Source organism: uncultured Jannaschia sp., from assembly GCF_947494025.1.
Taxonomy (GTDB): domain Bacteria; phylum Pseudomonadota; class Alphaproteobacteria; order Rhodobacterales; family Rhodobacteraceae; genus Jannaschia.
In genome coordinates this window covers 599,542-622,507 of record NZ_CANLTQ010000001.1, presented here as the reverse complement: position 1 = coordinate 622,507, position 22,966 = coordinate 599,542, and the positions used below count along the sequence as shown (strand labels likewise).

The window sequence follows — 22,966 nt, the reverse complement described above, 5'->3', positions numbered from 1 at the left end:
ATCGTCGCGGGGATCAGCCCTCGACGGTGTCGTCCGTCTGGTTGATGACCTCGGTTTCGGTCGTCTCGTCGTCGTCCTTCATCGAGGCGAGACCCGAGGGCGCCTGCATGTTGGCGAGGACGAAGTCGCGCTCGATCGTCGGCTTCGCGCCTTCGGGCAAGGTCACGTCGGAGATGTGCAGCGTGTCGCCGATCTCCATCTTCGAGCAATCCACCGAGATGTGGTCGGGGATGTCGCCCGCGGTCACGCGCAGCTCCACCTCGGGGCGGACCACGGTCAGCACGCCGCCCTGCTTGTCGCCGGGGCAGCCGTCGACGTTCTCGAAGACGACCGGAATGAAGAGGTTCACCTTCGAAGTCCGACGCAGGCGCATCAGGTCGAGATGGGTGGGCAGGTCCTTGACCACGTCGCGCTGCACGTCGCGGGCGATGACGCGGACGTCTTCCTGACCCTCGACCTTCAGGTTCCACAGCGTCGCGCGGAACCGGCCCGCCTTCAGCTTGGCCACCAGGTCGTTGAACGGCACCTCGATCGGCAGCGGATCGCCGCCGCCGCCATAGACGACGCCCGGAACCATCCCGTTCCGGCGCGATTGACGAGCGGCCCCCTTGCCTGTCCCCGTCCGGGCATGAGCCACGAGATCCGGAATCTCTCCAGCCATGTTGATCTCCAATTCAAGTGTGAGGGGCAGCCTCCAAGGGTGTCCGCCCGGTTCGAAGGCCGCCCCTTAAAGCTCGCGAGGGTGTCGTGCAAGTCCTCTTCGCGTTGCGCGCCGGCGCGGCCGGGTCTAAGCCCGACACGACGTCCAGGAGACCCGATGGCCGACGATCCCGCAACACTCGTCTCGACAAGGTGGTTGGCCGAACGGCTCGCCTCGCCCGACCTGCGCGTGATCGATGCGTCGTGGCATCTGCCCGACACGGGCCGCGACGGGCGCGAGGAATACGGCGCGCGGCACATTCCCGGCGCGCGGTTCCTCGATCTCGACGAGGTCAGCGACGCGCGCTCCACCCTGCCGCACATGGCGCCCCCGGCCGGGAAGTTCCTGTCGCGGATGCGCCGGCTGGGGGTGGGCGACGGGCATGTCGTGGTGATCTACGACGGGGCCGGCATCTTCTCGGCGGCACGGATCTGGTGGCTGTTCCGGCTTTTTGGAAAGACGGCGGCGGTGCTCGACGGGGGGCTGCCCAAATGGCTCGCCGAGGGGCGCCCGGTAACCTCGGATCTGCCCGCGATCCGCGATCGGCCCATGAATGTCGCGGCCCGCCCCGAACTCATGCGCAACGTCACGCAGGTGGCGCAGGCCGCCAAGCTCGGCCATGCCCAGATCGTCGACGCTCGCGGCGCGGCGCGCTTCCGGGGCGAGGCGGCGGAGCCCCGGCCGGGCCTGCGTGCCGGCCACATCCCCGGCGCCCGCAACGTCCCCTACGCCGCGCTCCTCGAACCCGACGGCACGATGAAGGACGGGGCGGACCTCGCGAAAGCCTTCATCGCGGCGGGGGTCGACCTGAAGCGCCCGGTCATCACCACGTGCGGCAGCGGGGTGACGGCGGCGATCCTGAATCTTGGCCTCGCCCGGCTAGGCCACGACGACCATGCGCTCTATGACGGCAGCTGGGCCGAATGGGGCATGTATCCCGATCTGAAGATCGCGCGAGGAGACGCCTGATGCTGACCGACCTGAAGCCGCAGGCGCCCGACAAGATCCTGGCGCTCATGGCCGCCTACCGGGAGGATCCGCGCGACGCGAAGATCGACCTCGGCGTGGGCGTCTACCGCGACGCCTCCGGTCGCACGCCGGTCATGCGCGCGGTCAAGGCGGCGGAGCGGCAGCTCGTGGAGGAGCAGGACACCAAGGTCTATACCGGGCTGGCCGGCGATCCGGCCTTCGCGGACGCGGTCTCGACGCTGGTGCTGGGCGCTGACAAGCCCGCCGACCGGCTTGCCGCCGTGGCGACGCCCGGCGGGACCGGCGCGATCCGGCAGGGGCTCGAGCTTGTGCGCATGGCGGCCCCCGGCGCAAAGGTCTGGCTGTCCGACCCGACCTGGCCGAACCATATCGCGATCGCGACCTATCTCGGCATGGAGGTCGCAACCTACCGCTACTTCGACGCGGAGAGCGGCGGCGTCGACTTCGAGGGGATGCAGACCGACCTCGCCGCGGCCGCGCCCGGCGACACGGTGATCCTGCACGGCTGCTGCCACAACCCGACCGGCGCGAACCTGACGGGGGACCAGTGGGACAGGACCGCCGCGATCCTGTCCGAGCGGGGTGCGGTGCCCTTCGTGGACATCGCCTATCAGGGCTTCGGCGACGGGCTCGAGGCCGATGCCGACGGCGTCCGCCGCCTCGTCGCCGCCGTTCCCGAGGCGCTGATCGCGGCGTCCTGCTCCAAGAACTTCGGCATCTACCGGGAACGGACGGGCCTTCTGATGGCCGTCGCGCCCGCGCCGGACGCGCTCGAGACGACGCAGGGGGCGATGGCGGCGCTGAACCGGTTCAACTTCTCCTTTCCGCCCGATCACGGCGCGCGCGTGGTGACGATGATCCTCGGCGACGAAACGCTCCGCGCCGACTGGATGGCTGAGCTGGAGGAGGTGCGCGGGCACATGCTGTCGCTGCGCGAGCAGCTGGCGCGCGAACTGCGCGAGCGCACGGGCTCCGACCGGTTCGGGTTCCTCGCCGCCCATCGCGGCATGTTCTCGCTGATCGGCGCGACGCCGGAGCAGGTCGAGACGATGCGGCGGGATCACGGCGTCTACATGGTCGGCGACAGTCGCATCAACGTCGCCGGCCTCAACGCCGGGACCGTGCCGCGCCTCGCTGACGCCATCGTCGCCGCCGGCATCTAACCCCCGACAAGCAGGAGAGCGGATATGCGGCACGGCGGACGGATCCTCGTCGATCAACTGAAGGCGCAAGGGGTGGAGCGGGTGTTCTCCGTGCCCGGCGAGAGTTTCCTCGCGGCGCTCGACGGCCTGCACGAGAGCGGGATCGCCAATGTCGTCTGCCGGCAGGAGGGCGGGGCCGCGATGATGGCGGAGGCCAGCGGAAAGCTCGGCGGCGGGCCGGGCGTTCTTTTCGTGACGCGGGGGCCGGGGGCAACCAACGCCAGCGCCGGGCTTCACGTCGCGATGCAGGATTCGACGCCGGTGGTCGCCTTCGTCGGCCAGATCGCCCGTGGTCACCGCGACCGCGAGGCGTTCCAGGAGGTCGATTATCGCGCCATGTTCGGCCCGCTCGTCAAATGGGTGGCGGAGATCGACCGGACGGAGCGCATCCCCGAATACGTCGCTCGCGCCTTCTCGGTCGCGCAGTCCGGCCGGCCCGGACCGGTGGTGCTCGCGCTGCCCGAGGATATGCTCTCGGCCGAGGCGGAGGTGCCCGACCGCCCCCGCGCCGTGATTCCGCGTCCGGCCGTGCCCGATCTCGGTCCGGTGATCGAACGGCTGGCGCGGGCGGAGCGCCCGCTCGTCGTCGCGGGCGGGCCCGGCTGGACCGGGGCGGCGGGCCGCGACCTCGCCGCCTGGGCGGAGCGGCACGGCCTGGCGGTCGCGGTGTCCTTCCGCCGGCAGGACGTGATCGACAACCGCTCGCCGGCCTATGCGGGCGATCTGAACGTCGGGCCGAACCCGAAACTCATGGAGCGGCTTGGGGCGGCCGACCTGATCCTCGCGCTCGGTACGCGGCTGGGCGATATCTCCACCGGCGGCTACGAGGTGCTGGACCCGCAGGGCGCGCTCCCGGCGCTGATCCACGTCCACGCCGATCCGGACGAGATCAACCGCGTCTGGCCCGCCGAGATCGCCATTGCCGCGCGCGGCCCGGACGTCGCGCGGGCGCTGGCCGCGCGCGACGACGACCTGCCGGGCTGGCACACGGCGCAGGCGGTGGCGCGGGCGGAATACGAGGGCTGGCTCCGCCCGAAGCCCACGCCGGGCGCCGTCCGGCTGGAGGAGGTCATCGCCCATCTCGACGCGACGCTCGCCGAGGACGCGATCGTGACCAACGGGGCGGGGAACTATGCCGGGTTCCTGCATCGCTACTACCGCTGGAAGCGGCAGGGCACGCAGCTCGCGCCGACCTCCGGCAGCATGGGCTACGGCTTTCCGGCGGCAGTCGCGGCGAGCCTCGCCCATCCGGGGCGACAGGTCGTCTGCCTCGCCGGGGACGGCTGCTTCCAGATGACGCTCAACGAGATGTCGACGGCGATGCAGCACGGCGCGACGCCGGTGGTGATCGTCGCCAACAACGGCCGCTACGGCACGATCCGCATGCATCAGGAGCGGCACTATCCCGGCCGCGTCTCCGGCACCGACCTCGCCAATCCGGACTTCGCCGCGCTGGTGCGGGCCTATGGCGGGCAGGGCTGGACGGTGACGGAGCAGGCCGGATTCGCCCCCGCGCTCGACGCGGCGCTGGCTTCGGGGACGGTCGCGGTGATCGAGCTGCGCCTCGATCCGGACATGCTGACCACCGGCGCGTCGCTCTCCGACCTCGCCCGCTGAGGCGTCATCGGACGCGGCCACCGTGGCAGCGGGACCGCGTCCGGCCCGCCCGGCGCCTGGCAGATGGCCCCGGACGTATCTCGGCCCTTCGCGGGCCGCTCCGCCGCGGCGACCATCCGCATTAGGGCAAACGCAGTCCGCCTTTAGGGGCGGCGTCGGCGGTCCGGTGCATCCAGACGGCTCGCGACATCGATCCGATCTCCACCTGCGCTTCGTCCGCAGGATCGCCCGCCAGCGCGGCGGGCGCGGGGCCGGATCGGGGAAGTTCGGCGGCGTCAATATGGCGTTCGGATGGCAGCCGGCCTCAAAGCACGATGGCCGAGATCAGGCGCCCGTAATCCGCCTCGCCCGCATGGGTCGTCCGACGGTACGAATAGAACCGCGCGGGGTCCGAATAGGTGCAGTGCCCGGTCCATTCCGCGTCAACGCCCGCGCGGCGCAGGCGTTGCAGGGCGAAGCCGGGCAAGTCGAACCGATACCGGCCGTTCGCACCGTTCGCGAAGAAGCGCATCGCCTCGGGCGCCTCCGCCTCGAACGTATCGAGGAATTCGGGGCCGACCTCGTAGGCGCGCTGGCTGATCGTCGGGCCGATCGCCGCGCGCATCGCGCCGGCGGATGCGCCGAGCGTTTCCATCGCCGCGATCGCGGCCTCGATCACCCCGCCGAGCGCGCCGCGCCAGCCGGCATGCGCCGCGCCGATCACGCCGGCCTCCGCATCGCAAAACAGGACCGGCGCGCAGTCGGCCGTCAAGATCGACAGCACGCAGCCGGGCCGGTCGGTGACGATTGCGTCGGCCCGCGAACGCGCCGCCGCGTCCGTGGCGACGACAGCCTCGGCGGAATGAACCTGATGCACGCCGTGGAGCGGTCCGCCCATCGCCTCGGCCACGCGGGCGCGGTTGGTGGTGACGATGTCGTTCTGGTCGCTCGACCCGCTGCCGCAGTTCAAACCCGAGAACACGCCGGAGGAGGCGCCGCCGCAGCGGGTGAAGAAGCCGTGGCGCACTTGGCCAAGGTGGTCCGAGGTCAGGATCTCCAGCGTCATTCGTCGAATCCCGGCGGCAGGGCCGCCCCCGCGGGGACGAGGGCGATCGCCTTGAACAAGTCGCCCATCTCCCCCGGATGGGTCAAGCGGCGATGCGCGGCGACATGGGCTTCCAGCGCCGCGCCCTCGAGCGTCCGCGCCAGCGCCTGCGCCCGCGCCGTGATCCCGAGGCGTTCGAGCAGCACACCCTGGGTAATCATGGCGGAGGCGCGGGCGGGGGGCGCGGCGCGAGCCACGGCCTCGAAATCGACATGCGCGGTCAGGTCGGCCGTCCCCGGCGCGTCGAGCGGCGCGACGGGCGCATGGTCGCGCAGCGCTTGGAGCGTATCGCCCCGGCTGCGCCAGTGGCCGTAATCGACGAAGATCGCGGCGCCGCCCCGGACGACGCGCTCGGCCACGGCCGAGACTACATGCGGAAGCGCGGGGCAGCGCTCGACCAAGGTGCCTTCGGGGACGTCGTGGTGATCGAGCTCGGGCACCGGCACGACGGGGCCGAGCGCGAAGGCCAGCGCATCGTCCCGCACCGTCACCAGACGCTCGCGCCAGCCCGCCTCCGCACGGACGAACTGACGGATCGGCAACGCGTCGAGGAACTCGTTGGCGACGAGGAGCATCGGCCCCTCGGGCAGGTCGTCCGCGCTGGCGTGCCAGACCGGATCGTGGTCCTTCAGCGCTTCAGCCTGCGTGGCGCGAAGCGTCGGCGACGCCTCGACCAGATGCACGGAAACCGCTTCCGCGAAGCCGGGCACCGCGCGGGCCGCGCGAAGCATGTCGGCCATCAGCGTCCCCCGGCCGGGGCCGAGCTCGGCAATCGTGACCGACCCGCCGCCTCCATCCCTCCAGACCTGCGCGAAGCAAAGGCCCAGCATCTCGCCGAACATCTGGCTGATCTCGGGCGCGGTGGTGAAGTCGCCCGCCGCGCCGAAGGGGTCGCGCGTCGTGTAGTAGCCGAGCTTCGGGTGCAGCAGCGCCTCGGTCATGTAGTCCGCGACGGTCATCGGCCCGGTCGCCGCGATGCGCGCGATCAGGTCGTCCGCGAGGTTCACCGCCGCGCCGCGCGGACCGCCAGCCAGGCGCCGCCGAGGCCCACGATCAGCATCGGAACCGAGAGGACCTGACCCATCGACAGGCCGAACTCGCCCCAGCCGATCACATGGCCCATCGGGTTGTCGGGCGTGATGTATTGCGCGTCGGCCTGCCGGAAATGCTCCACGAAGATGCGCGCCGCGCCGTAGCCCGCGAGGAACAGGCCGCAGACGAGGCCCCGTGCCTTCAGGCCGCCCCGCAGCGCGACGATCCAGAGCACGACGAGGAGGACGAGCCCCTCGAGCGCCGCCTCGTAGAGCTGGCTCGGATGGCGGGCGCAGAACTCACCCAGATTCGCGCAATCCTGCGCTGCGCCGCCGGGGAAGACGACGGCCCAGGGCAGGGTCGAGGGCCGGCCCCAGAGCTCCGCGTTGACGAAGTTCGCGAGCCGGCCGAGTCCGAGCCCCAGCGGCGTGCAGAGCGCGGCGAGGTCGAGGAGCGAGCGGATCGGGATGCCGTGCTTCATCGCGTAGACGATCACGAGAAGGCCGGTCGCGATCATGCCGCCGTGGAACGACATGCCCCCTTCCCAGAGGTAAAGGATCTCTACCGGGTGGGTCAGGTAGTATTGCGGCTGATAGAACAGCACGTAGCCCAGCCGCCCGCCCAGCACGATGCCGAGCGTGATCCAGGTCATGATGTCCTCGATCTGCGTGCGGCTGGCGAGTGGCGTGTTCCCGGGCCAGAGCGCGGCTCGCGGTGCGGCCCAGCGGGCCATCAGCCAGCCGCCGAGGATGCCGAGGATGTAGGCGGCCGCGTACCATTTCGGCGCGACCGTGATGCCCCCCAGCGTGATGCGGAAGATGTCCGGAGAGATGTCCGGGAACGGGAGCACGAGGGCTGCGGCGGCGATCATGACGGTGCAATGCCCGCGCGCCCGGTGGCGGTCAACCTTGAGGTCGGGGCCGGAGCCCCCCATATCGGATGCGAACCAGCCCGGAGGCCCGACAGATGCAGACCCGCAGCCGCTTCATGGACGATATCGGCCAGCTCATGACCAACGCGATGGGCGTGGCGCAAGGCGCGCGGACAGAGGCGGAGACGGCGATGAAATCGCTGCTCGACCGCTGGATGGCCGACCGCGACTTCGTTACCCGCGAGGAGTTCGATGCCGTGCGCGCGATGGCGCAGAAGGCGCGCGAGGAGAACGAGGCCCTGAAGGCGCGGCTCGACGCGATGAGCGGTTCGGGCGGCGCGAATGGCTGAGGCTCCGGCGGGCGTATCCTCGTCAGGAAGAAGGCTCAGCCCGCCAGAAGCTCCAGCAGCCGGTCGACCTCCGCGTCGGTCTTCGTGAAGTCGCAGACCAGACGGCAGAGCGGCGTCTCGGTGTCGTCCATCACGTAGTACTGCGCTTCCGCCCGCGCACGGTCGTGCGCCGCGCGGGGCAGGCGGCAAAAGATCATGTTCGCCTCGGGCGGGTGCGCCATCTCCGCGCCCACCCCGCGCAGGCCTGTCGCGAGCCGCTTCCCGGCGGCATTGGCGCGGCGGGCGTTTTCGAGCCAGAGGTCGTCCTTCAGGTAGGCCGCCATTTGCGACGACAGGAAGCGGTGCTTGGACCAGAGCTGCGCGCCGCGCTTGCGGCGCAGCTGCATCTCCCAGTGCCGGGCCGGATCGCGCATCACGATCGCCTCGACTGCCATGCAGCCGTTCTTGGTGCCGCCGAAGCTCACCACGTCGAAGCCCGCGACCATCTCCGCCGCCGAGCAGCCGAGCGCGGCGCAGGCATTGGCGAAGCGCGCGCCGTCGAGATGCGTGGCGATGTCGTGCGCGCGGGCGAGGTCGGTCAGGGCGGCGAGCTCGTCCAGCGTGTGGACCGTGCCGACCTCGGTGACGTTGGTCACGCTCATCGCGCCGAGCTGCACGTTGTGGACGGACCTCGTCAGGCGCGCGATCTCTTCGGCCACGCGGTCGGGCGACATCTTGCCGTCCGGGCCTCCGATCGGGACCAGCTTCGCGCCGTCGGCGTAGAACTCGGGCGCGCCGCATTCGTCGCGCTCCACGTGGGAATCGCGATGGCACAGGATCGACCCCCAGGGCGCGACCAGCCCCGCAAGCGCCAGCGCGTTCGCCGCGGTCCCCGTGCCGACGAGCAGGACCTCCGCCTCGGGCCAGTCGAAGAGGTCGCGCAGCGCGTCCCGCACGCCCGGCATCCAGGGATCGGCGCCATAGGGCATCGCGCCGCCTTCGTTGGCGGCGACCATCGCTTCCATGATCGGTGCGGCGACGGGTCCGGTATTGTCGGAGGCGTAGTTGAGGTTCATCAGGCGTCTCCTGTGGGCTCTTCGATCACGAAATCCTCCCAATCCTCGTCCGCCACCATTGTCTCGTTCACCGTCTCGTCCATCAGGGACGCGCCGGCCAGATGCGGCGACATCGGGTCGCCGGTCAGGAGCGGGTGCCAGTGCGGCAGGGGGCGGCCCTCGTGGAGGCGCCGATAGGCGCAGGTGTCGGGCATGAAATAGGCGGCGTCGGCCAGGGTTTTCGGCGTCAGCACGACGCATTCGGGCACGAAGCTGAGTCGCGTCGCGTAGCTCGAGCAGCGGCAGGTGCCGTCGTCGAACAGGCGGCAGGCGATACGGGTCAGCGCGACCTCGCCCGTTTCCTCGTCCTCGAGCTTGTTGAGGCAGCACTTGCCGCACCCGTCGCAGAGCGCCTCCCATTCCTTCGGATTGAGGCTCGCGAGCCCCCGCTCCCAGAAGCGCGGCCTGAGCCCGTCCCGGTCGATCGGATCAGAGGCCATTGAGAGCCGCCCGGGCCTCGGCGCTGTCGGCGTCCATCTGCGCGATCAGGGCGGGCAGGCCGTCGAACCGCGCCTCCGGCCGCAGGAACGCGACGAGCGCGACGGAGATGTGGTGGCCGTAGAGGTCGCCGTCGAAGTCGAAGAGGAAGGTCTCCAGGTTCGGCGCGTTGGTGCCGAACATCGGCCGCACGCCGAGCGACGCGACGCCGTGATGGCGGCCGGCACGGGGGCCGTCGAGCACGTCGACGAGCACGGCGTAGACCCCGAGGCGCGGCAGGTGCAGGCCCGCGACCGACAAATTGGCGGTCGGGTAGCCGAGTCCGCGCCCGCGCTTCTCGCCATGCAGCACCGGTCCCTCGATCCGGTGCCAATGTCCCAGCATCTCCGCCGCGTCGCCGGGCCGCCCGTCGCTGAGCGCCTGCCGGATGGCGGTGGAGGAGACCGGTGCGTCACCACCGAGAAGGTCGGTCAGCACCACGTCGAAGCCCAGTCGCGCGCCGCCTTCGCGCAGCGTGTCCGCATGCCCCGCACGGCCCTTGCCGAAGCGGAAGTCGGCGCCCACCACGACGCGCGCGAGGCCGAGGTCGCGGGCCAGCACGTCCGCCATGAAGACCTCCGCCGAAAGGGGGGCGATCTCGCGGAAGGGCAGCTGGAACAGCGTCTCCACACCCAGCTTCTCGAGCCGGTGCGCACGCGCCTCGGGCGACATCAGCCGGAAGGCCGGGGCGTCGGGGGCGAAGACGGTCCGGGGATGCGGCTCGAAGGTGACGACGGCGAGCGGCGCCGCGCCGCGCGCGAGGTCGATCACCGACTGGTGGCCGCGGTGGACTCCGTCGAAATTGCCCATCGCCGCCGACGCGCCCCGCGCCCCGGCCGGAACGGCCCTGTGATCCGTGATGATCCGCATGGAACGCGGGCTAGCCTGGGCCGGGCAGGGGCGCAAGGATGGGCGCGACGGCCGTGGCGTCCCGGGGCGACGGCTAGCGCAACCGCCCTATCGTGTAGGTGGGCGCGAGCCCCTCCGCGTCGAGGAACCGCTGCAGCCGGTCGGCGTCCGGACGTCCGCTCGGGCTGGTCCCCGTCTCCGTCGCCGCGAGCCCGCCGGAGATGAAGAGGAGGTCGAGCTTTTCCCCCATCGCGCCGGCGGCGTCCGTGCCCGGTCCGTCGCCGATGGCCAGGATTTCCGCGTCCGGCACCGCCTCGACCTTCGCGAGGCGCCGCCGGGCGAGGTCGTAGATCGGCGGGTGCGGCTTGCCGAAATAAAGGCTCTCGCCCCCCATGTCGGTGTAGAGCGCCGCGAGGGCGCCCGCGCACCATTCGCGGATCTCACCCCGGTCCACCACGATGTCCGGATTGGCGCAGAGGAGTTTCAGGCCGCCGGCGATGGCGGTCTGGAATTCCGGACGCAGGACGTCGGGATCGACCATCGGATCGAGCGGGCCGGTGCAGACGATCCCCTCCGCCGCGTCGAGGGCGACGCGCTCGATCGCGCGGGGGCGCTCGAGGATCGCGGGCGGCTCGAAGAAGGCGGCGTCGTGCGCCTGACCCAGATGCCAGACGCGCCCGCCGACCACGCCGTCGAACATCGCGACGCGGGCCGAGTCGCCGGAGGTGGCGATGTCGTCGTAGGCGGTGCCGGGCACGCCGAAATGCGCGATCTGCGCGGCCACGCCGGCGCGGGTGCGGGGCGAGTTCGTCACCAGAATGACGCGGCCGCCGCGCGCGCGATAGGCCTCCAGCGCCTCCACCGCGCCGGGCAAGGCACGCACCCCGTCATGGACGCAGCCCCACAGGTCGACGAAAAGGGCGCGGTACCTATCCGACACCTCCGCGAGCGCATCGATGATCTGCATGTGGTCCCTGCTCCGGCCGCTGTCGCGCCCCGTATCTACAGACATGGGCCCGCCGTCCACCCATGCGGCCGCGCGACCCTCAGACGGCCGAGAGCGCCACGGCGCGCGCTTCGGCCATCGTGATCGTGGGCAGGCGCGGCGCGCCGAACCCTGCCCCGGCCGCGCTCTGCGGGAACAGCCGGGCGAGATCGGCCAGCGCGTTTCGCGTCAGCCGCGCGCAGGTGGCGCGGGCGGGATGGTAGCTCGCCACGCCAAGGCCCCCGGCAAGGACGGCTTCCTCGCCCGCGCAGGCGATGCCCCAGGTCGCGACGTCCCCCTTCGGCGTGATGGCCGTGACGCCGAACCCGTCCTCGAACGCGGCGAGAGGGGCGAAGGCCGACGGGCCGCCGACCAGTTCCGCGCAGGCCGGATGCTCGATCAGGACCAGCGCGTGCGCGCCCAGCACCGTGTCCTGCGTCGGACCCAGCGCGCCGAAGGCATGGGCCGCCACGCGAAAGAGCGTCGGCTGCGCGTCGGGGCCGCCATGGAGGCGGCTGCCGACCCAATCGACGCGTGCGAAACCACCGCCGCGAACGGCGACCCGGTCGCCGGGCGTCACGTCCTCGATCGCCACAGGGCCGGTCCCGTTCTGCAGGAGAGTGCCGCGCCCGAAGCTCGACACCGCGGCGTCGAGGATCGGCGTGGCGGGCAGATGGCGCAGGTCGCGGCAGACCGCGCCCCGGTGGTCGAGCCAGGCGAGATCGTATTCCGCCAGATGTTCCGGCACGCGGACCGGATGGCGGGCGATGGCGGGGTTTATCGCGGGGAATCGCTCGAAAGCACTCATGACGGAGCCGTCCTGTGACAACGGCCCCCACCGCTTCTGCCAGACCTAACGCACGGTCAGCCTGCGATCTACCGCCCCTGCGGAAACAATGCGTTTCACGCGTCTGTTCCGATGACGCCCCCGGTGCTAATGCCGAAACATGACCGCACCCTCCTCCGATCTCCAGACGGCCCGGCGGATGCTCGACCACGGGCAGGCCGCCCCGGCACGCGACCGGCTGCTTCGACTTCTCGAAGGGGATGCGGCGGCGGAGGCCTGGCTTCTGCTGGCGCGCGCGGAGGCGGATCTCGGCGCGGCGGAGGCGGCGCGGACGGCGTTCGCCCGTTGCCTCGCCCTCGCGCCGTCGGAGCCGGTCGCCTGGATGGAGCTCGCGATCTTCGAGGCGGCACAGGGCCGTGGCGGCGATGTGGTGAAGCGGGCGCGGCAGGCCGCACTGCCTTCCGTGCTCCTGACGATGCTGCGGGATGCCGCGGGCGGCACAGGCGCGCGCGCGCTCGGCACTGGCGCGGCGACCAAGGCCGACCTTGCGACCCTGTCGCGCGCCGCGGAGACGGGGGATACGCATGCGGCGGAGCGCAAGGCGCGTCCGCTCCTGCTGAAAGGGGGCGGCGCGGTCCTTTGGGGGCTGCTCGGGCAGGCCCGGACGCGGGCCGGGCAGCCGGACGGCGCGGTCGAGGCCTATGACCAGGGCCTGCGGCTGGAGCCCTATGCCGTGGATCTCCGGCTCGCCCTCGTGCAGGCGCGGCTCGCCTCGGGGGCGGTGCCGGCCGCGCTTCTCGACGCGCGCTTCGCCGCCCGGGCGGCGCCCGGCCTCGCCCGCGCGCAGATTCTGTTCGGACGGACGGCGCTCCGGGCCGGGCAATCCGATCTCGCGCTCGAGATCGCGGAGGCCGCGCTGGCCCGGGGCTTGCGCGACGACGGCCTGCTCGCCCTCGCGGCGGAGGCGGCGATGGAGGCGCGGCAGGGCGATCTCGCCGTCGAGCGGGCGGCGGCGCGGCACCGGGAGGCGCCCGGCCGCGACCTGCTGCTGGCCGCGACGCAGGACCGGGCGGGACGGGTGGAGGCGGCGCTCGACACCTACGGGGCGATCCTCGCGCGGGAACCGGCGAACCGGGACGCGCTGACCGCGCGGGGGCAATTGCTGCAGACGCTGGGACGGGCCGGGGCGGCGGAGGCCGATCTGCGCGCGGCCGTCGCGGCGGACCCGCTCGACGGAACGGCCTTCCGCGCGCTCGCCTATGCAAGGCGGCTCGATCCCGGGGACGAGGCTCTGCGCGCCGCGATGGCGGCGCGGGCGCGGCCGGACCTGCCCGGGGCGGCGGCGCGCACGCTTGATTACGGCCTCGCCCGGGCGCTCGCCCCGCACGATCCCGAGGCGGCGGCCCGGCACCTCGCCCAGGCCAACGCGGCGATGCTGGCGGCCTATCCCCACGACCCGCGTCAGCCTGCCGCGCAGGTCGCGCGGGCCCGCGAGGTGATCTGGCCGGCGCTTCGCACGGCGATGGCGTCCGGTGCCGAAAGTGCCTGCGATGCGGCGCCGATCTTCGTGACCGGCCTGCCGCGCTCGGGCACGACGCTCGTCGAGGCGATCCTCGCCGCCCATCCGGAGGTCGTGGCGGGCGGGGAGCTCGCCGTCCTGCGCCGCGCCGCAACCCCGCTGCACGACGCCATCGCGGGCAATGCGCCGGTGACGTCCGATCTGCTGACCGGGACGGGCGCCGCCTATGTCGCCGCCGCAGACCGGGCCGCTGGCGGGTCGACGGACCGGCGCCGCACCGACAAGTCGATCTTCTCTTTCCTGGAGATCGGCACGATCCGCGCGGCGCTGCCGCAGGCGCGGATCGTCGTCGTCACCCGCGATCCGCGCGACACCGGCTTGTCGATCTGGCGCAACCATTTTCGCGAGGGGACGCATCGCTACGCCGCGTCGCAGGAGGGGATCGCCGACCAGATCGCGGCCTTCCACAACGCGATCGCCTTCTGGCGCGATGCCCTGCCCGACGCCTTCCACACGCTGCGCTACGAGGCGCTGCTGGACGATCCCGAGAAGGAGGCGCGCGCGCTGCTCGCGGCCTGCGACCTGCCGTGGGATCCGGCCGTGCTGTCGTTCCACGAGGCGGCCTCGCCTGTCGCCACGCTGAGCTTCGCGCAGGTGCGCCGGCCGATCTACACGTCGTCCCGCGGCGGCTGGCGGGACAGTGCGGCGGAGATCGCCCCCCTGATCGCGTCGCTGACCCGGAAGGGGCTTCTGCCGGACGAATGAGTCCGGCGCGGGGAACGCCTCGTCGGACGGTGCGGCCCGCGATTCAGTCGGTGAACCGCCCCACCACGTCGCCGAAGGTCAGCGTCCGGTCGAAGCTGCCTTCGGCGAGAAAGGCGAGGACCTGACCGATCACCAGCGGCTGGTTCATCATGAAGGTATGCGTGACCGGCATGGTCAGGTGGTCGTCCATCCCCTCCACACGGGTGGAGGCGACCGAGACCTTGCCGTCGTCCGGGCCCGGCAGGACGGTGGACCAGAACGGCGACAGGCTGCGCGTGCCCGCGATCACGCCGACCCCGGGCCAGACGGGGCCGAGGCTCGGGGGGAGGCCATCGGTGCCGAGCTCGCGCCCCGCCGGGCCGTTCGCCCATTCGAAGGCTGCGAGGTCGCCGAGCAGATCGACGATCTCCGATCCGCCATTGGGCGGCGCGAGCATCACCGTCCGGCCGAGCCGCGGCAGGTCGTGCGCGGCAAGCCACGCGCGCAGGAGGATGCCGCCCATCGAATGCGTCACGAAATGGATCCGGGAGGTCGGGCCGCAGCCCGCGATCGCGCGGGGAAGGGCGGTCGCGGCGATCTCCGCGATGGAGCCGGAGGCGGGGTCGTAATCGCTGTTCGAGACGCGGTAGCCCTCCGCCTCCAGCGCTTCGGCCATGACGAGCATCGACGCATCGCTCCGCGCCAGACCGTGCAGGAGGACGACGCAATCGGGGGCCGCCCGCGCGGAAAGCGGCAGTGCGGCGAGGAGGACGAGAAGCGCGGACCGGATCATCCGTCGGATCTAGGGTCCGTCCGTCCCGACGCTAGGGTGCGGCGCGCCGGGCGGTGTCACGGGTCCGCGACGGCAGGCGCAACGTCGCGAGCGCGATCCCCGCGAGGACGAGGCCCCCCGCCGCGAGTGCGCGGACGTCCGGGATCTCGCCCAGAAGTGCCGCGCCCGCGACCGTCGCGATCACCGGCACGGCGAGCTGCGCCACCCCGGCCGTCGCCACGTCCATCTGCGGCAGGACGCGGAACAGCATGGCATAGCCGATGCCGGACGCGATGGCGCCCGACAGGACCGCCATGATCGCGCCGAAGGCGGTCACGGACGTGCCCCACCACAGCGGCAGCAGAAGCGCGAAGAAGGCGGTGGCCACGACGAAGTTGCCCGCGCTTCCGGCAAGCGGGCGCGGCTCGAACTTGCCGGCGAAGCTGTAGGCCGCCCAGCCGAGGCCCGCGACGATCATCAACGCCGCGTCCACGGGATCGGCCCGCACCCCGCCGCCGGGCAGCAACAGCCAGATCAGCCCGCCCAGCGACACCGCCATCCCCGCAAGCCGGACCGGACCCGTCCGTTCCCCCCGCAGGAGCGACAGCCCGAAAAGGCCCATCTGCACCGTGGCGAACAGGATGAGCGCGCCGAGCCCCGCGTCGAGCGTCCGGTAGGCCAGCGAGAAGCCGAGGAGGTAGATCACGAGCGCCGCCGCCGCGCCCCAGCGGCGCCCCCCGCCCAGCGTCACGCCGCGTCCCGCCGACAGCAGCGCGAGGACGATCGCACCGGCCGCGACGCGGATCGCGGCGAAGGCCATCGGGTCGGTCCCGTCCAGCACGCCCGTGCGCGTGAGCAGCGAGTTCGCCGCGAGAAAGCAGAGGGCGAGGGCGGTAAGCAGGGCGAGGCGCATGGCGCTTGTTGAACCGGGTCGGGGGCGGACGCAATGGCGCGCGTCAGTCGAGCGCGTCGCGCCCCGCCTGCGACAGCGCGTAGGTCCCGGACGCGATACGCTCGAACCAGCCGTAATGGTTGTCGCGCAGGATCGTCGTCGCCCGCGCGATGCCGGTCGCGTCGCGCGCGTCGCGGCCGCGACGCGCCCCGGCCTCCAGCAGATAGGCGGCGAGAAGGCGCGCGTCCTGGCGATAGGCCGTCATCAGCCCGTCCCGCGTCGCGCCCCCTTCGGCGGGGTCGCCGCGTCGGGCCGCGAACTCGCGCAGGAGACGGACCTTCGGTCTGGTCGAGAGGCGCGGGCGGAACGGCGCCGGATCGCAGTGGACCGTGACGGTCCCGCCGGGCAGGCGGATGGTCACGACGCCGAGGCCAAGGCGCCGGGCAAGCTTCAGGTTCGCCCGAAGCGAAGCGAGGCCCCGCCGCCCCGCGATGTCGGGCACGGCGAGGTAGACATGCGGCGTGATCGCCTGCCGATCGATGCCCTGATGGATCAGGGCGAGGCTGAACCCGGTCTTGAGTTCGACGATCACCGGCGGCTCGTCCCCCCGGACCGCGACGACGTCGGCGGGGCCGATCTCGCCTTTCACGACATAGCCCTGCGCCTCGAGGAACGCCTTCACCGGGGCGTAGAGCTCCGTTTCCCGCATGCCGCTGCCCCGTGCCGCCGGGCGTGACATCGCCCCCGGCCGTTGCTAAGGCGCGGCCCGACCCGGATCAACTTCACCACGGATATTCCATGACCACGCTCGTCTTCGGCCACAAACACCCCGACACCGATTCCACCGGCAGCCCGATCGCCTGGGTCTGGTACATGAACGAGGTGCTGGGCACCGAGGCGAAAGCCGTGCTTCTGGGCGAGCCCAACACCGAGGCGGCCTGGATGCTGGAGCGCTGGGGGCTCGAGAAGCCGGAGATCGTCCTCGACGTCGACGACGACCAGCCCTGCGTGATCGTCGACACGAACAACCCCGCGGAGCTTCCCGCCAATATCGGCCGCGCGGACGTGCGGCAGATCATCGACCACCACAAGCTGACCGGCGGGATCGAGACCGTTGTGCCGATCGACGTCACGATCCGGCCGCTCGCCTGCACCGCGACGGTCATGGCGGACCTGATGGGCGGCGCGCTGTCTTCCGCGCCCGAGCCGATCCGCGGCGCGATGCTGACCTGCATCCTGTCGGACACGCTGGAGTTCCGCTCGCCCACGACGACCGACCACGACCGCGCGCTGGCCGAGCGGCTGGCGGGCGATCTGGGCATCGATATCCCGGAATTCGCCGCCGAGATGTTCGCGGCCAAATCCGATGTCTCTGCCTTCTCCGAGGTCGAGCTTCTGAGGATGGATTCCAAGGAATACGAGACCGGCGGCACCAAGTTCCGCGTCTCCGTGCTCGAGACGACGTCCCCCGACGCGATCCTGTCCCGCAAGGACGCGCTGATGGCGGCGATGCCCGAGGTCGCGGCGGAGGACAACGTGCATCAGGTCCTGCTCTTCGTGGTCGACATCCTGCGCGAGGAGGCGACGCTGCTCGTGCCGAACGAGATGACGAAGAAGGTGGCCGAGGCGAGCTTCGGGGCGCGGGTCGCGGGCGACCAGGTCGTCCTGCCGGGCGTGATGAGCCGCAAGAAGCAGATCATCCCCGCCCTGAAGACCTGATCCACCCGGAACACCCGGCCGGCGCGATCAGGCGTCGAGCGCCAGCCGGGCCTCCAGCACCTCGAACGGGATGCCCGGAACCGTCTTCGCGTCGCGGATGACGAGCGAGGTCCGCACGCTTGCCACGTTCTCCGCCGCCGTCAGCTCGCCGGTCAGGAAGGACTGGAACGAGCCGAGGTCGGTCGCCACGCAGCGCAGGATGAAGTCGGTCTCGCCGTTGAGCATGTGGCATTCCCGCACGAGCGGCCAGTCGCGGCAACGCGCCTCGAAGGCCACGAGATCCGACTCCGCTTGACGGCCCAGCGACACCATCGCGTAGACCTGCACCTCGAAACCGAGGGCACGGGCATTCACGCGCGCGTGGTAGTTCTCGATGTAACCCGCCTCCTCCAGCGCGCGGACGCGACGCAGGCAGGGCGGGGCGGAGATTCCCACGCGACGGGCGAGCTCCACGTTCGTCATGCGCCCGTCGGCCTGAAGTTCGGCGAGGATCTGGCGATCGATCGGGTCGAGCGAGGAACGTGGCAAGTCGGCCTCCGGGAATAGCATGACGAGTATGGATTACCTCTCTTGCCGCAATCGAAGACGAGGCGAAAGCTCCGGTCGTCCCTCGGGTTCCTCGTCGCGCTGCGCAGAATGGCAAAGGGTCACCAGGGAAAAAGGTTAATAAAACGTTGACCCGCGCGATTGCCACATCGCAGGTTGGCGAGGTGACGGAAGATCACAGAGTGTTGTTCATTGTCTGGAAGGGTTATTCCAAATGAAAATCCGTAATTTCGCGCTTTCGTTCGCCGTTGGTGTCGTGGCATTAACCGGAGCGGGTTCGGCCGCCGTGATCGATCTCGGCTTCAGCCTCGACAGATCGAGTTCGGTGGGGTCGATCGACTACAACAGCGCGCGCACGGCCTTGTCGCAGGCCTTGGGCAGCATTCCCACCTCCGGCGACAATCAGTACCGTATCGCGGTCACGTCTTTCGCCGGCGGGAGCACAACCATCGTAGCCCCGACGATTGTTTCCGACGCGACGCTGGCCGGTATCCAGAGCGATGTGGCGAATGCGCCATATTCCGGCGGTGGCACGAACATCGCCGGAGCGATTTCGAATCTGTTCGGCCTGTTCCAATCCAGTGCCGATGGCCTCGGGGCGACGACCCTGCTGAACATCACCACCGACGGTGGCAGCAGCGTGACCGCCTCCAAGTCAGTGGCGACCGCTGCACGGACCGCCGGTCTGGACGGGCTCAGCTTCGAGGCGGTCGGCCCCGGCCCCAGGCTGGAAAGCTTGCGCCAGATCGCTGGCCTCGGCACTGTCGGCGACGAGGATAACGGCGTGATTGTCGATCTCGCCGCCGGCGACACGATCCCCGATGCGACCGCGACCGGGTTCGTCGTCAGCGTGAGCGATTTCGATGCCTATGCCGGCGCGATCGGCACCAAGATCAACCAGGTCGTCGATGACACGGGCGGTGAGGTCGACAATCCCACGCCCGGTCCTTCGGTCGTTCCGCTTCCTGCGGGCCTGCCGTTGATCCTGACCGGTCTCGTGGCACTTCTCGGTCTCGGACGGTTCCGCCGTCCGGCCTGATCGTCGAGGCCGGCGCAAGCACGCGACGCCTCCGCACGCGCTTACGCGGCGGGGGCGTCGTCGTTCAGGGCGTAACGCGTGTGATGCGAATCAGTCGATCATCCTCCGCGGTGTCGACACCCATCGAATCCTGAACCTGCTGCGCGGCAAGCCCGTCATGGTTGTGCGGCGCCGTCTCCGGTGCATCCGCGATGTCGGCAAAGAACCGCGCGCCGCAGGGCGTTTTCATGCCGCAGGCCGTGGCGCCGGCATCTGCCAGATCCGCGTCGTTTGCCTTGGCGTTCCAAACAAGGACATGGATTCGCAGGTTTCCGTCGACCTCCCGGCAGGTCGCGTCTGCCCCATCCGTTTGCGCCGCCGCGACCGTGCTCAGCGCGACGGCCGTAGCGAGTGTCAGAAACAGGAACTTCATACGTGATCACGCCTTAAAAACCCGGCGTCGGCACGCTAAGTCGCAACGTCTACGCAGCTAATTCGCCCGCGCACCAACCCGGAGGGGGTACCATGCCCGATCACCGCCACGTCAAGGTTCTCATCATCGGCTCCGGGCCCGCGGGCTACACGGCGGCGGTCTATGCAAGCCGGGCCATGCTGGAGCCGGTGCTGGTGCAGGGGATCCAGCCGGGCGGGCAGCTCACCATCACCACCGAGGTCGAGAACTGGCCCGGCGACATCGAGGTACAGGGCCCGGACCTGATGGCACGGATGGAGGCGCAGGCCCGCGCCGTCGGCACGGAGATCGTGGGCGACCACATCGCCTCGCTCGACCTTTCGAAGCGGCCCTTCACCGCGACCTCCGACACCGGGGCGCGCTATACCTGCGACGCGCTCATCCTCGCCACCGGGGCGCAGGCCAAGTGGCTCGGTCTGCCGTCGGAGGAGCATTTCAAGGGCTTCGGCGTTTCTGCCTGCGCGACCTGCGACGGGTTCTTCTACCGTGGCAAGGAGGTCGCCGTGGTGGGCGGCGGCAACACCGCCGTGGAGGAAGCGCTGTTCCTGACGAACTTCGCCTCCAAGGTGACGCTGATCCACCGGCGCGACACGCTCCGGGCCGAGAAGATCCTGCAGGATCGGCTGTTCAAGAACCCCAAGGTCGAGGTGATCTGGGATCACGAGGTGGACGAGGTGCTGGGCTCGGACCAGCCGCGCGGGGTGGAGGGGCTGCGCCTGACGCATCGGGAGACCGGCGCGCCGCGGGAGATTGCGGTCCATGGCTTCTTCGTGGCCATAGGGCATGCGCCGGCTTCGGAACTGGTCGCGGACTGGCTCGACCTGCATCACGGCGGCTACGTCGTCACCAAGCCCGATTCCACCGAGACGTCGATTCCGGGCGTCTTCGCGGCGGGCGACCTGACCGATCACATCTATCGGCAGGCGGTCACGAGCGCCGGGATGGGCTGCATGGCTGCGCTGGAAGCGGAGCGGTTTCTGGCGCTGCACGGCGAGGATGCCGGACCTGCGCAGGACCAGACGGAACCGCTGGGCTATGGCGCGCCAGTGGACGAGCCCGCGGAATGAGGGGCGCCACGCTTCTCGCGATCGCGCTCCTGTCGGCCTGCGGCGGCGCGTCCGCGCCTGTGACGGAGGCGGCGGGTCCGGGGCTTTGTCCCGACCCGGATCCGGTTCGCGACGGGCCCTACGTCGACGCAATCCGGCAAGGCGATCGCGCGACGGTCGAGGCCGCGCTCGCGCGCGATCCGACCGATCCGCGGGCGCTGGCGGCGCGGGCCATCGTCACCGGACGGGGCCGGCCCGATCCGGCGCAGGCGGACTGCTTCGCGCCCTACCTGTCCTGATCTCCGACGGGCTCCGGGGCGCCGATCGACGCGCCCGCGACCGTCGTTTCCCGCGCCGGCCGGACGAAATCGGCTGACCGGCCTTGATCCCCGTCTTTCTTCGGGTCTAAGGGCGCGCGACCCGAATGCGACGACCCGGAGCCCCGCATGTCCCTCAGCACGCCCAACCTGACGCCCATCCCCGAACTCTATGTCAGCTACGACAGCGCGCAGAAGCTGAAGGCCGAGGCGGCGGAGCTTGCCAGCTGGGACATGACCCCGCGCCAGATTTGCGATCTGGAGCTTTTGATGAACGGCGGCTTCAACCCGCTGAAGGGTTTCCTCGGGCGCGAGGATTACGAAAGCGTCGTGGAGAACATGCGGCTCGCCGACGGGACGCTTTGGCCGATGCCGATCACGCTCGACGTGAGCGAGGCTTTCGCCGAACAGATCGAGGAAGGGCAGGACATCGCGCTGCGTGACCAGGAGGGCGTCATCCTCGCCATGCTCTCGGTCACCGACATCTACCGCCCCGACAAGGCGCGGGAGGCGGAGCGGGTGTTCGGCGCCGATGACCTCGCCCACCCGGCGGTGAACTACCTGCACAACAGCGCCGGTCCCGTCTATGTGGGTGGCGCGATCACCGGCATCCAGCCGCCGGTCCATTACGATTTCCGCGCGCGCCGCGACACGCCGAACGAACTGCGCGCCTATTTCCGCAAGCTCGGCTGGCGCCGCATCGTCGCCTTCCAGACACGCAACCCGCTGCATCGCGCGCATCAGGAGCTGACCTTCCGGGCCGCGAAGGAAGCGCAGGCCAACCTGCTGATCCATCCGGTCGTCGGTCTGACAAAGCCGGGCGACGTGGATCACTTCACGCGCGTTCGCTGCTACGAGGCGGTGCTCGACAAGTATCCGGGCTCGACCACGACGATGTCGCTTCTGAATCTCGCCATGCGCATGGCCGGCCCGCGCGAGGCCGTCTGGCACGGGATCATCCGCCGCAATCACGGCTGCACCCACATGATTGTCGGCCGCGACCACGCGGGTCCGGGCAAGAACTCCGCGGGCGAGGATTTCTACGGCCCCTACGACGCGCAGGAGCTGTTCCGCGAGCACGAAGCGGAGATCGGGCTCGAAATGGTCGACTTCAAGCACATGGTCTACGTGCAGGAGCGCGCGCAATACGAGCCCGCCGACGAGATCGAGGACAATGGCGACGTCACGATCCTGAACATTTCGGGGACCGAGCTGCGGCGCCGCCTGCGCGAAGGGCTTGAAATCCCGGAATGGTTCTCCTTCCCCGAGGTCGTGACCGAACTGCGCCGCACTTCTCCGCCGCGCAGCAACCAGGGCTTCACCGTCTTCTTCACCGGCTTGTCAGGCTCGGGTAAATCGACCATCGCCAACGCGATCATGGTCAAGCTGATGGAGATGGGCGGCCGGCCGGTGACGCTTCTGGACGGCGACGTGGTGCGCAAGCACCTCTCGAGCGAGCTCGGCTTTTCCAAGGAGCACCGCGACATCAACATCAAGCGGATCGGCTATGTCGCGTCCGAGATCACCAAGAACGGCGGCATCGCGATCTGTGCGCCGATCGCGCCCTATACGGCGACCCGCCGGGCCGTGCGCGAGATGGTCGAGGCCTACGGCGCGTTCCTCGAGGTCCATGTCGCCACCAGCGTCGAGGAATGCGAGCGGCGCGACCGCAAGGGCCTCTACAAGATGGCGCGCGAAGGCAAGATCAAGGAGTTCACCGGCATCTCCGATCCCTACGAGGCGCCTGTGAACGCGGAGCTCGTGGTGGACACGGAAGGCTACGAGGTCGATAATTGCGCGCAGCAGGTCCTGCTGAAGCTCGAATCCATGGGGCTCATCTCGGGCTGACCGAAACCTGTCGTATTTCCGCAGCGTTGGCTCCC

At 70.6% G+C, this 22,966-nt stretch carries 24 protein-coding genes; 10 read left to right on the top strand and 14 right to left on the bottom strand.

Annotated features, from left to right (window positions below):
* Positions 1–13 precede the first annotated feature (13 nt).
* Entirely contained in the window at positions 14–661 is a 648-nt protein-coding gene (locus tag Q1B08_RS03110; protein WP_299814520.1) for a 50S ribosomal protein L25/general stress protein Ctc, read from the bottom strand.
* Positions 662–817: 156 nt separating this feature from the next.
* Between Q1B08_RS03110 and sseA the strand changes: the two genes are divergently transcribed.
* Genes sseA through Q1B08_RS03095 form a run of 3 tightly spaced genes read left to right on the top strand, consistent with a single transcriptional unit; the run spans position 818 to position 4,509 of the window.
* Positions 818–1,669, top strand: coding sequence for a 3-mercaptopyruvate sulfurtransferase (sseA, locus tag Q1B08_RS03105; protein ID WP_299814517.1), 852 nt, complete (start codon positions 818–820; stop codon positions 1,667–1,669).
* Complete coding sequence (locus Q1B08_RS03100; protein WP_299814514.1) at positions 1,669–2,853, top strand: amino acid aminotransferase; 1,185 nt, start codon at positions 1,669–1,671, stop codon at positions 2,851–2,853. The genes sseA and Q1B08_RS03100 overlap by 1 nt, the downstream gene beginning before the upstream one ends.
* 24 nt (positions 2,854–2,877) lie before the next feature.
* Positions 2,878–4,509: a thiamine pyrophosphate-binding protein gene (locus Q1B08_RS03095; RefSeq protein WP_299814510.1), complete on the top strand. Its 1,632-nt coding sequence runs from the start codon at positions 2,878–2,880 to the stop codon at positions 4,507–4,509.
* A gap of 304 nt (positions 4,510–4,813) precedes the next feature.
* Here the strand turns inward: Q1B08_RS03095 and pgeF are convergent, their stop codons facing one another.
* From pgeF to lgt, 3 genes are read right to left on the bottom strand one after another with little or no spacing between them, the layout of a single operon-like run.
* Positions 4,814–5,554, bottom strand: coding sequence for a peptidoglycan editing factor PgeF (pgeF, locus tag Q1B08_RS03090; protein WP_299814507.1), 741 nt, complete (start codon positions 5,552–5,554; stop codon positions 4,814–4,816).
* The gene (locus Q1B08_RS03085; RefSeq protein ID WP_299814505.1) at positions 5,551–6,600 is read right to left on the bottom strand and encodes an SAM-dependent methyltransferase; all 1,050 of its coding nucleotides are present in this window, start codon (positions 6,598–6,600) and stop codon (positions 5,551–5,553) included. The genes pgeF and Q1B08_RS03085 overlap by 4 nt, the downstream gene beginning before the upstream one ends.
* The gene (lgt, locus tag Q1B08_RS03080; protein ID WP_299814503.1) at positions 6,597–7,496 is read right to left on the bottom strand and encodes a prolipoprotein diacylglyceryl transferase; all 900 of its coding nucleotides are present in this window, start codon (positions 7,494–7,496) and stop codon (positions 6,597–6,599) included. The genes Q1B08_RS03085 and lgt overlap by 4 nt, the downstream gene beginning before the upstream one ends.
* A gap of 95 nt (positions 7,497–7,591) precedes the next feature.
* On the opposite strand from lgt, the gene Q1B08_RS03075 reads away from it, so the two are divergent.
* The gene (locus Q1B08_RS03075; RefSeq protein WP_299814501.1) at positions 7,592–7,846 is read left to right on the top strand and encodes an accessory factor UbiK family protein; all 255 of its coding nucleotides are present in this window, start codon (positions 7,592–7,594) and stop codon (positions 7,844–7,846) included.
* A gap of 35 nt (positions 7,847–7,881) precedes the next feature.
* Here Q1B08_RS03075 and Q1B08_RS03070 read toward each other — a convergent pair whose 3' ends face one another.
* The 5 genes from Q1B08_RS03070 to Q1B08_RS03050 form a co-directional block, all read right to left on the bottom strand.
* The gene (locus tag Q1B08_RS03070) at positions 7,882–8,901 is read right to left on the bottom strand and encodes a beta-eliminating lyase-related protein (protein WP_299814498.1); all 1,020 of its coding nucleotides are present in this window, start codon (positions 8,899–8,901) and stop codon (positions 7,882–7,884) included.
* Entirely contained in the window at positions 8,901–9,380 is a 480-nt protein-coding gene (locus Q1B08_RS03065) for a YcgN family cysteine cluster protein (protein WP_299814495.1), read from the bottom strand. The genes Q1B08_RS03070 and Q1B08_RS03065 overlap by 1 nt, the downstream gene beginning before the upstream one ends.
* A complete protein-coding gene (locus Q1B08_RS03060; RefSeq protein ID WP_299814492.1) occupies positions 9,370–10,287 on the bottom strand; it encodes a bifunctional riboflavin kinase/FAD synthetase in 918 nt (305 codons plus the stop codon). Before Q1B08_RS03060 ends, Q1B08_RS03065 begins: the two co-directional genes overlap by 11 nt.
* A 73-nt stretch (positions 10,288–10,360) precedes the next feature.
* Positions 10,361–11,233 (bottom strand): TIGR01459 family HAD-type hydrolase, encoded by an 873-nt coding sequence (locus tag Q1B08_RS03055; RefSeq protein ID WP_299814489.1) that lies wholly within the window; start codon positions 11,231–11,233, stop codon positions 10,361–10,363.
* A 79-nt stretch (positions 11,234–11,312) separates the two neighbouring features.
* Positions 11,313–12,059, bottom strand: a complete 747-nt coding sequence (locus Q1B08_RS03050; protein ID WP_299814486.1) for a Hint domain-containing protein — start codon at positions 12,057–12,059, stop codon at positions 11,313–11,315.
* A 139-nt stretch (positions 12,060–12,198) separates the two neighbouring features.
* Between Q1B08_RS03050 and Q1B08_RS03045 the strand changes: the two genes are divergently transcribed.
* A complete protein-coding gene (locus tag Q1B08_RS03045) occupies positions 12,199–14,322 on the top strand; it encodes a tetratricopeptide repeat-containing sulfotransferase family protein (protein WP_299814483.1) in 2,124 nt (707 codons plus the stop codon).
* 43 nt (positions 14,323–14,365) lie between these two features.
* Here Q1B08_RS03045 and Q1B08_RS03040 read toward each other — a convergent pair whose 3' ends face one another.
* The 3 genes from Q1B08_RS03040 to Q1B08_RS03030 are packed head-to-tail and all read right to left on the bottom strand — an operon-like array spanning position 14,366 to position 16,674.
* The gene (locus tag Q1B08_RS03040; protein WP_299814480.1) at positions 14,366–15,094 is read right to left on the bottom strand and encodes an alpha/beta hydrolase; all 729 of its coding nucleotides are present in this window, start codon (positions 15,092–15,094) and stop codon (positions 14,366–14,368) included.
* A 31-nt stretch (positions 15,095–15,125) separates the two neighbouring features.
* Positions 15,126–15,986, bottom strand: a complete 861-nt coding sequence (locus Q1B08_RS03035; RefSeq protein WP_299814477.1) for a DMT family transporter — start codon at positions 15,984–15,986, stop codon at positions 15,126–15,128.
* A 43-nt stretch (positions 15,987–16,029) separates the two neighbouring features.
* Complete coding sequence (locus Q1B08_RS03030; RefSeq protein ID WP_299814474.1) at positions 16,030–16,674, bottom strand: DUF2161 family putative PD-(D/E)XK-type phosphodiesterase; 645 nt, start codon at positions 16,672–16,674, stop codon at positions 16,030–16,032.
* A gap of 89 nt (positions 16,675–16,763) precedes the next feature.
* On the opposite strand from Q1B08_RS03030, the gene Q1B08_RS03025 reads away from it, so the two are divergent.
* Complete coding sequence (locus Q1B08_RS03025) at positions 16,764–17,684, top strand: manganese-dependent inorganic pyrophosphatase (protein WP_299814471.1); 921 nt, start codon at positions 16,764–16,766, stop codon at positions 17,682–17,684.
* A gap of 27 nt (positions 17,685–17,711) precedes the next feature.
* On the opposite strand, the gene Q1B08_RS03020 is transcribed toward Q1B08_RS03025, so the two are convergent.
* The gene (locus Q1B08_RS03020; RefSeq protein WP_299814468.1) at positions 17,712–18,212 is read right to left on the bottom strand and encodes an Lrp/AsnC family transcriptional regulator; all 501 of its coding nucleotides are present in this window, start codon (positions 18,210–18,212) and stop codon (positions 17,712–17,714) included.
* Positions 18,213–18,444: 232 nt separating this feature from the next.
* Here Q1B08_RS03020 and Q1B08_RS03015 point away from each other — a divergent pair, with 232 nt between their 5' ends.
* Positions 18,445–19,269 (top strand): VWA domain-containing protein, encoded by an 825-nt coding sequence (locus tag Q1B08_RS03015; RefSeq protein ID WP_299814441.1) that lies wholly within the window; start codon positions 18,445–18,447, stop codon positions 19,267–19,269.
* A 64-nt stretch (positions 19,270–19,333) separates the two neighbouring features.
* On the opposite strand, the gene Q1B08_RS03010 is transcribed toward Q1B08_RS03015, so the two are convergent.
* Entirely contained in the window at positions 19,334–19,681 is a 348-nt protein-coding gene (locus Q1B08_RS03010; RefSeq protein WP_299814438.1) for a hypothetical protein, read from the bottom strand.
* A 92-nt stretch (positions 19,682–19,773) separates the two neighbouring features.
* Between Q1B08_RS03010 and trxB the strand changes: the two genes are divergently transcribed.
* From trxB to Q1B08_RS02995, 3 genes are all read left to right on the top strand, one after another.
* Entirely contained in the window at positions 19,774–20,787 is a 1,014-nt protein-coding gene (gene trxB, locus Q1B08_RS03005) for a thioredoxin-disulfide reductase (RefSeq protein ID WP_299814435.1), read from the top strand.
* Positions 20,784–21,065: a hypothetical protein gene (locus Q1B08_RS03000; protein WP_299814432.1), complete on the top strand. Its 282-nt coding sequence runs from the start codon at positions 20,784–20,786 to the stop codon at positions 21,063–21,065. Before trxB ends, Q1B08_RS03000 begins: the two co-directional genes overlap by 4 nt.
* A 147-nt stretch (positions 21,066–21,212) precedes the next feature.
* A complete protein-coding gene (locus Q1B08_RS02995) occupies positions 21,213–22,931 on the top strand; it encodes a bifunctional sulfate adenylyltransferase/adenylylsulfate kinase (RefSeq protein WP_299814429.1) in 1,719 nt (572 codons plus the stop codon).
* The last annotated feature ends 35 nt before the right edge of the window (positions 22,932–22,966 follow it).

Coding starts and splice junctions, on each gene's coding strand:
- Q1B08_RS03110 (WP_299814520.1), bottom strand. CDS start 661: ATGGCTGGAGAGATTCCGGATCTCGTGGCTCATGCCCGGACGGGGACA.
- sseA (WP_299814517.1), top strand. CDS start 818: ATGGCCGACGATCCCGCAACACTCGTCTCGACAAGGTGGTTGGCCGAA.
- Q1B08_RS03100 (WP_299814514.1), top strand. CDS start 1,669: ATGCTGACCGACCTGAAGCCGCAGGCGCCCGACAAGATCCTGGCGCTC.
- Q1B08_RS03095 (WP_299814510.1), top strand. CDS start 2,878: ATGCGGCACGGCGGACGGATCCTCGTCGATCAACTGAAGGCGCAAGGG.
- pgeF (WP_299814507.1), bottom strand. CDS start 5,554: ATGACGCTGGAGATCCTGACCTCGGACCACCTTGGCCAAGTGCGCCAC.
- lgt (WP_299814503.1), bottom strand. CDS start 7,496: ATGATCGCCGCCGCAGCCCTCGTGCTCCCGTTCCCGGACATCTCTCCG.
- Q1B08_RS03075 (WP_299814501.1), top strand. CDS start 7,592: ATGCAGACCCGCAGCCGCTTCATGGACGATATCGGCCAGCTCATGACC.
- Q1B08_RS03070 (WP_299814498.1), bottom strand. CDS start 8,901: ATGAACCTCAACTACGCCTCCGACAATACCGGACCCGTCGCCGCACCG.
- Q1B08_RS03065 (WP_299814495.1), bottom strand. CDS start 9,380: ATGGCCTCTGATCCGATCGACCGGGACGGGCTCAGGCCGCGCTTCTGG.
- Q1B08_RS03060 (WP_299814492.1), bottom strand. CDS start 10,287: ATGCGGATCATCACGGATCACAGGGCCGTTCCGGCCGGGGCGCGGGGC.
- Q1B08_RS03055 (WP_299814489.1), bottom strand. CDS start 11,233: ATGCAGATCATCGATGCGCTCGCGGAGGTGTCGGATAGGTACCGCGCC.
- Q1B08_RS03050 (WP_299814486.1), bottom strand. CDS start 12,059: ATGAGTGCTTTCGAGCGATTCCCCGCGATAAACCCCGCCATCGCCCGC.
- Q1B08_RS03045 (WP_299814483.1), top strand. CDS start 12,199: ATGACCGCACCCTCCTCCGATCTCCAGACGGCCCGGCGGATGCTCGAC.
- Q1B08_RS03040 (WP_299814480.1), bottom strand. CDS start 15,094: ATGATCCGGTCCGCGCTTCTCGTCCTCCTCGCCGCACTGCCGCTTTCC.
- Q1B08_RS03035 (WP_299814477.1), bottom strand. CDS start 15,986: ATGCGCCTCGCCCTGCTTACCGCCCTCGCCCTCTGCTTTCTCGCGGCG.
- Q1B08_RS03030 (WP_299814474.1), bottom strand. CDS start 16,674: ATGCGGGAAACGGAGCTCTACGCCCCGGTGAAGGCGTTCCTCGAGGCG.
- Q1B08_RS03025 (WP_299814471.1), top strand. CDS start 16,764: ATGACCACGCTCGTCTTCGGCCACAAACACCCCGACACCGATTCCACC.
- Q1B08_RS03015 (WP_299814441.1), top strand. CDS start 18,445: ATGAAAATCCGTAATTTCGCGCTTTCGTTCGCCGTTGGTGTCGTGGCA.
- Q1B08_RS03010 (WP_299814438.1), bottom strand. CDS start 19,681: ATGAAGTTCCTGTTTCTGACACTCGCTACGGCCGTCGCGCTGAGCACG.
- trxB (WP_299814435.1), top strand. CDS start 19,774: ATGCCCGATCACCGCCACGTCAAGGTTCTCATCATCGGCTCCGGGCCC.
- Q1B08_RS03000 (WP_299814432.1), top strand. CDS start 20,784: ATGAGGGGCGCCACGCTTCTCGCGATCGCGCTCCTGTCGGCCTGCGGC.
- Q1B08_RS02995 (WP_299814429.1), top strand. CDS start 21,213: ATGTCCCTCAGCACGCCCAACCTGACGCCCATCCCCGAACTCTATGTC.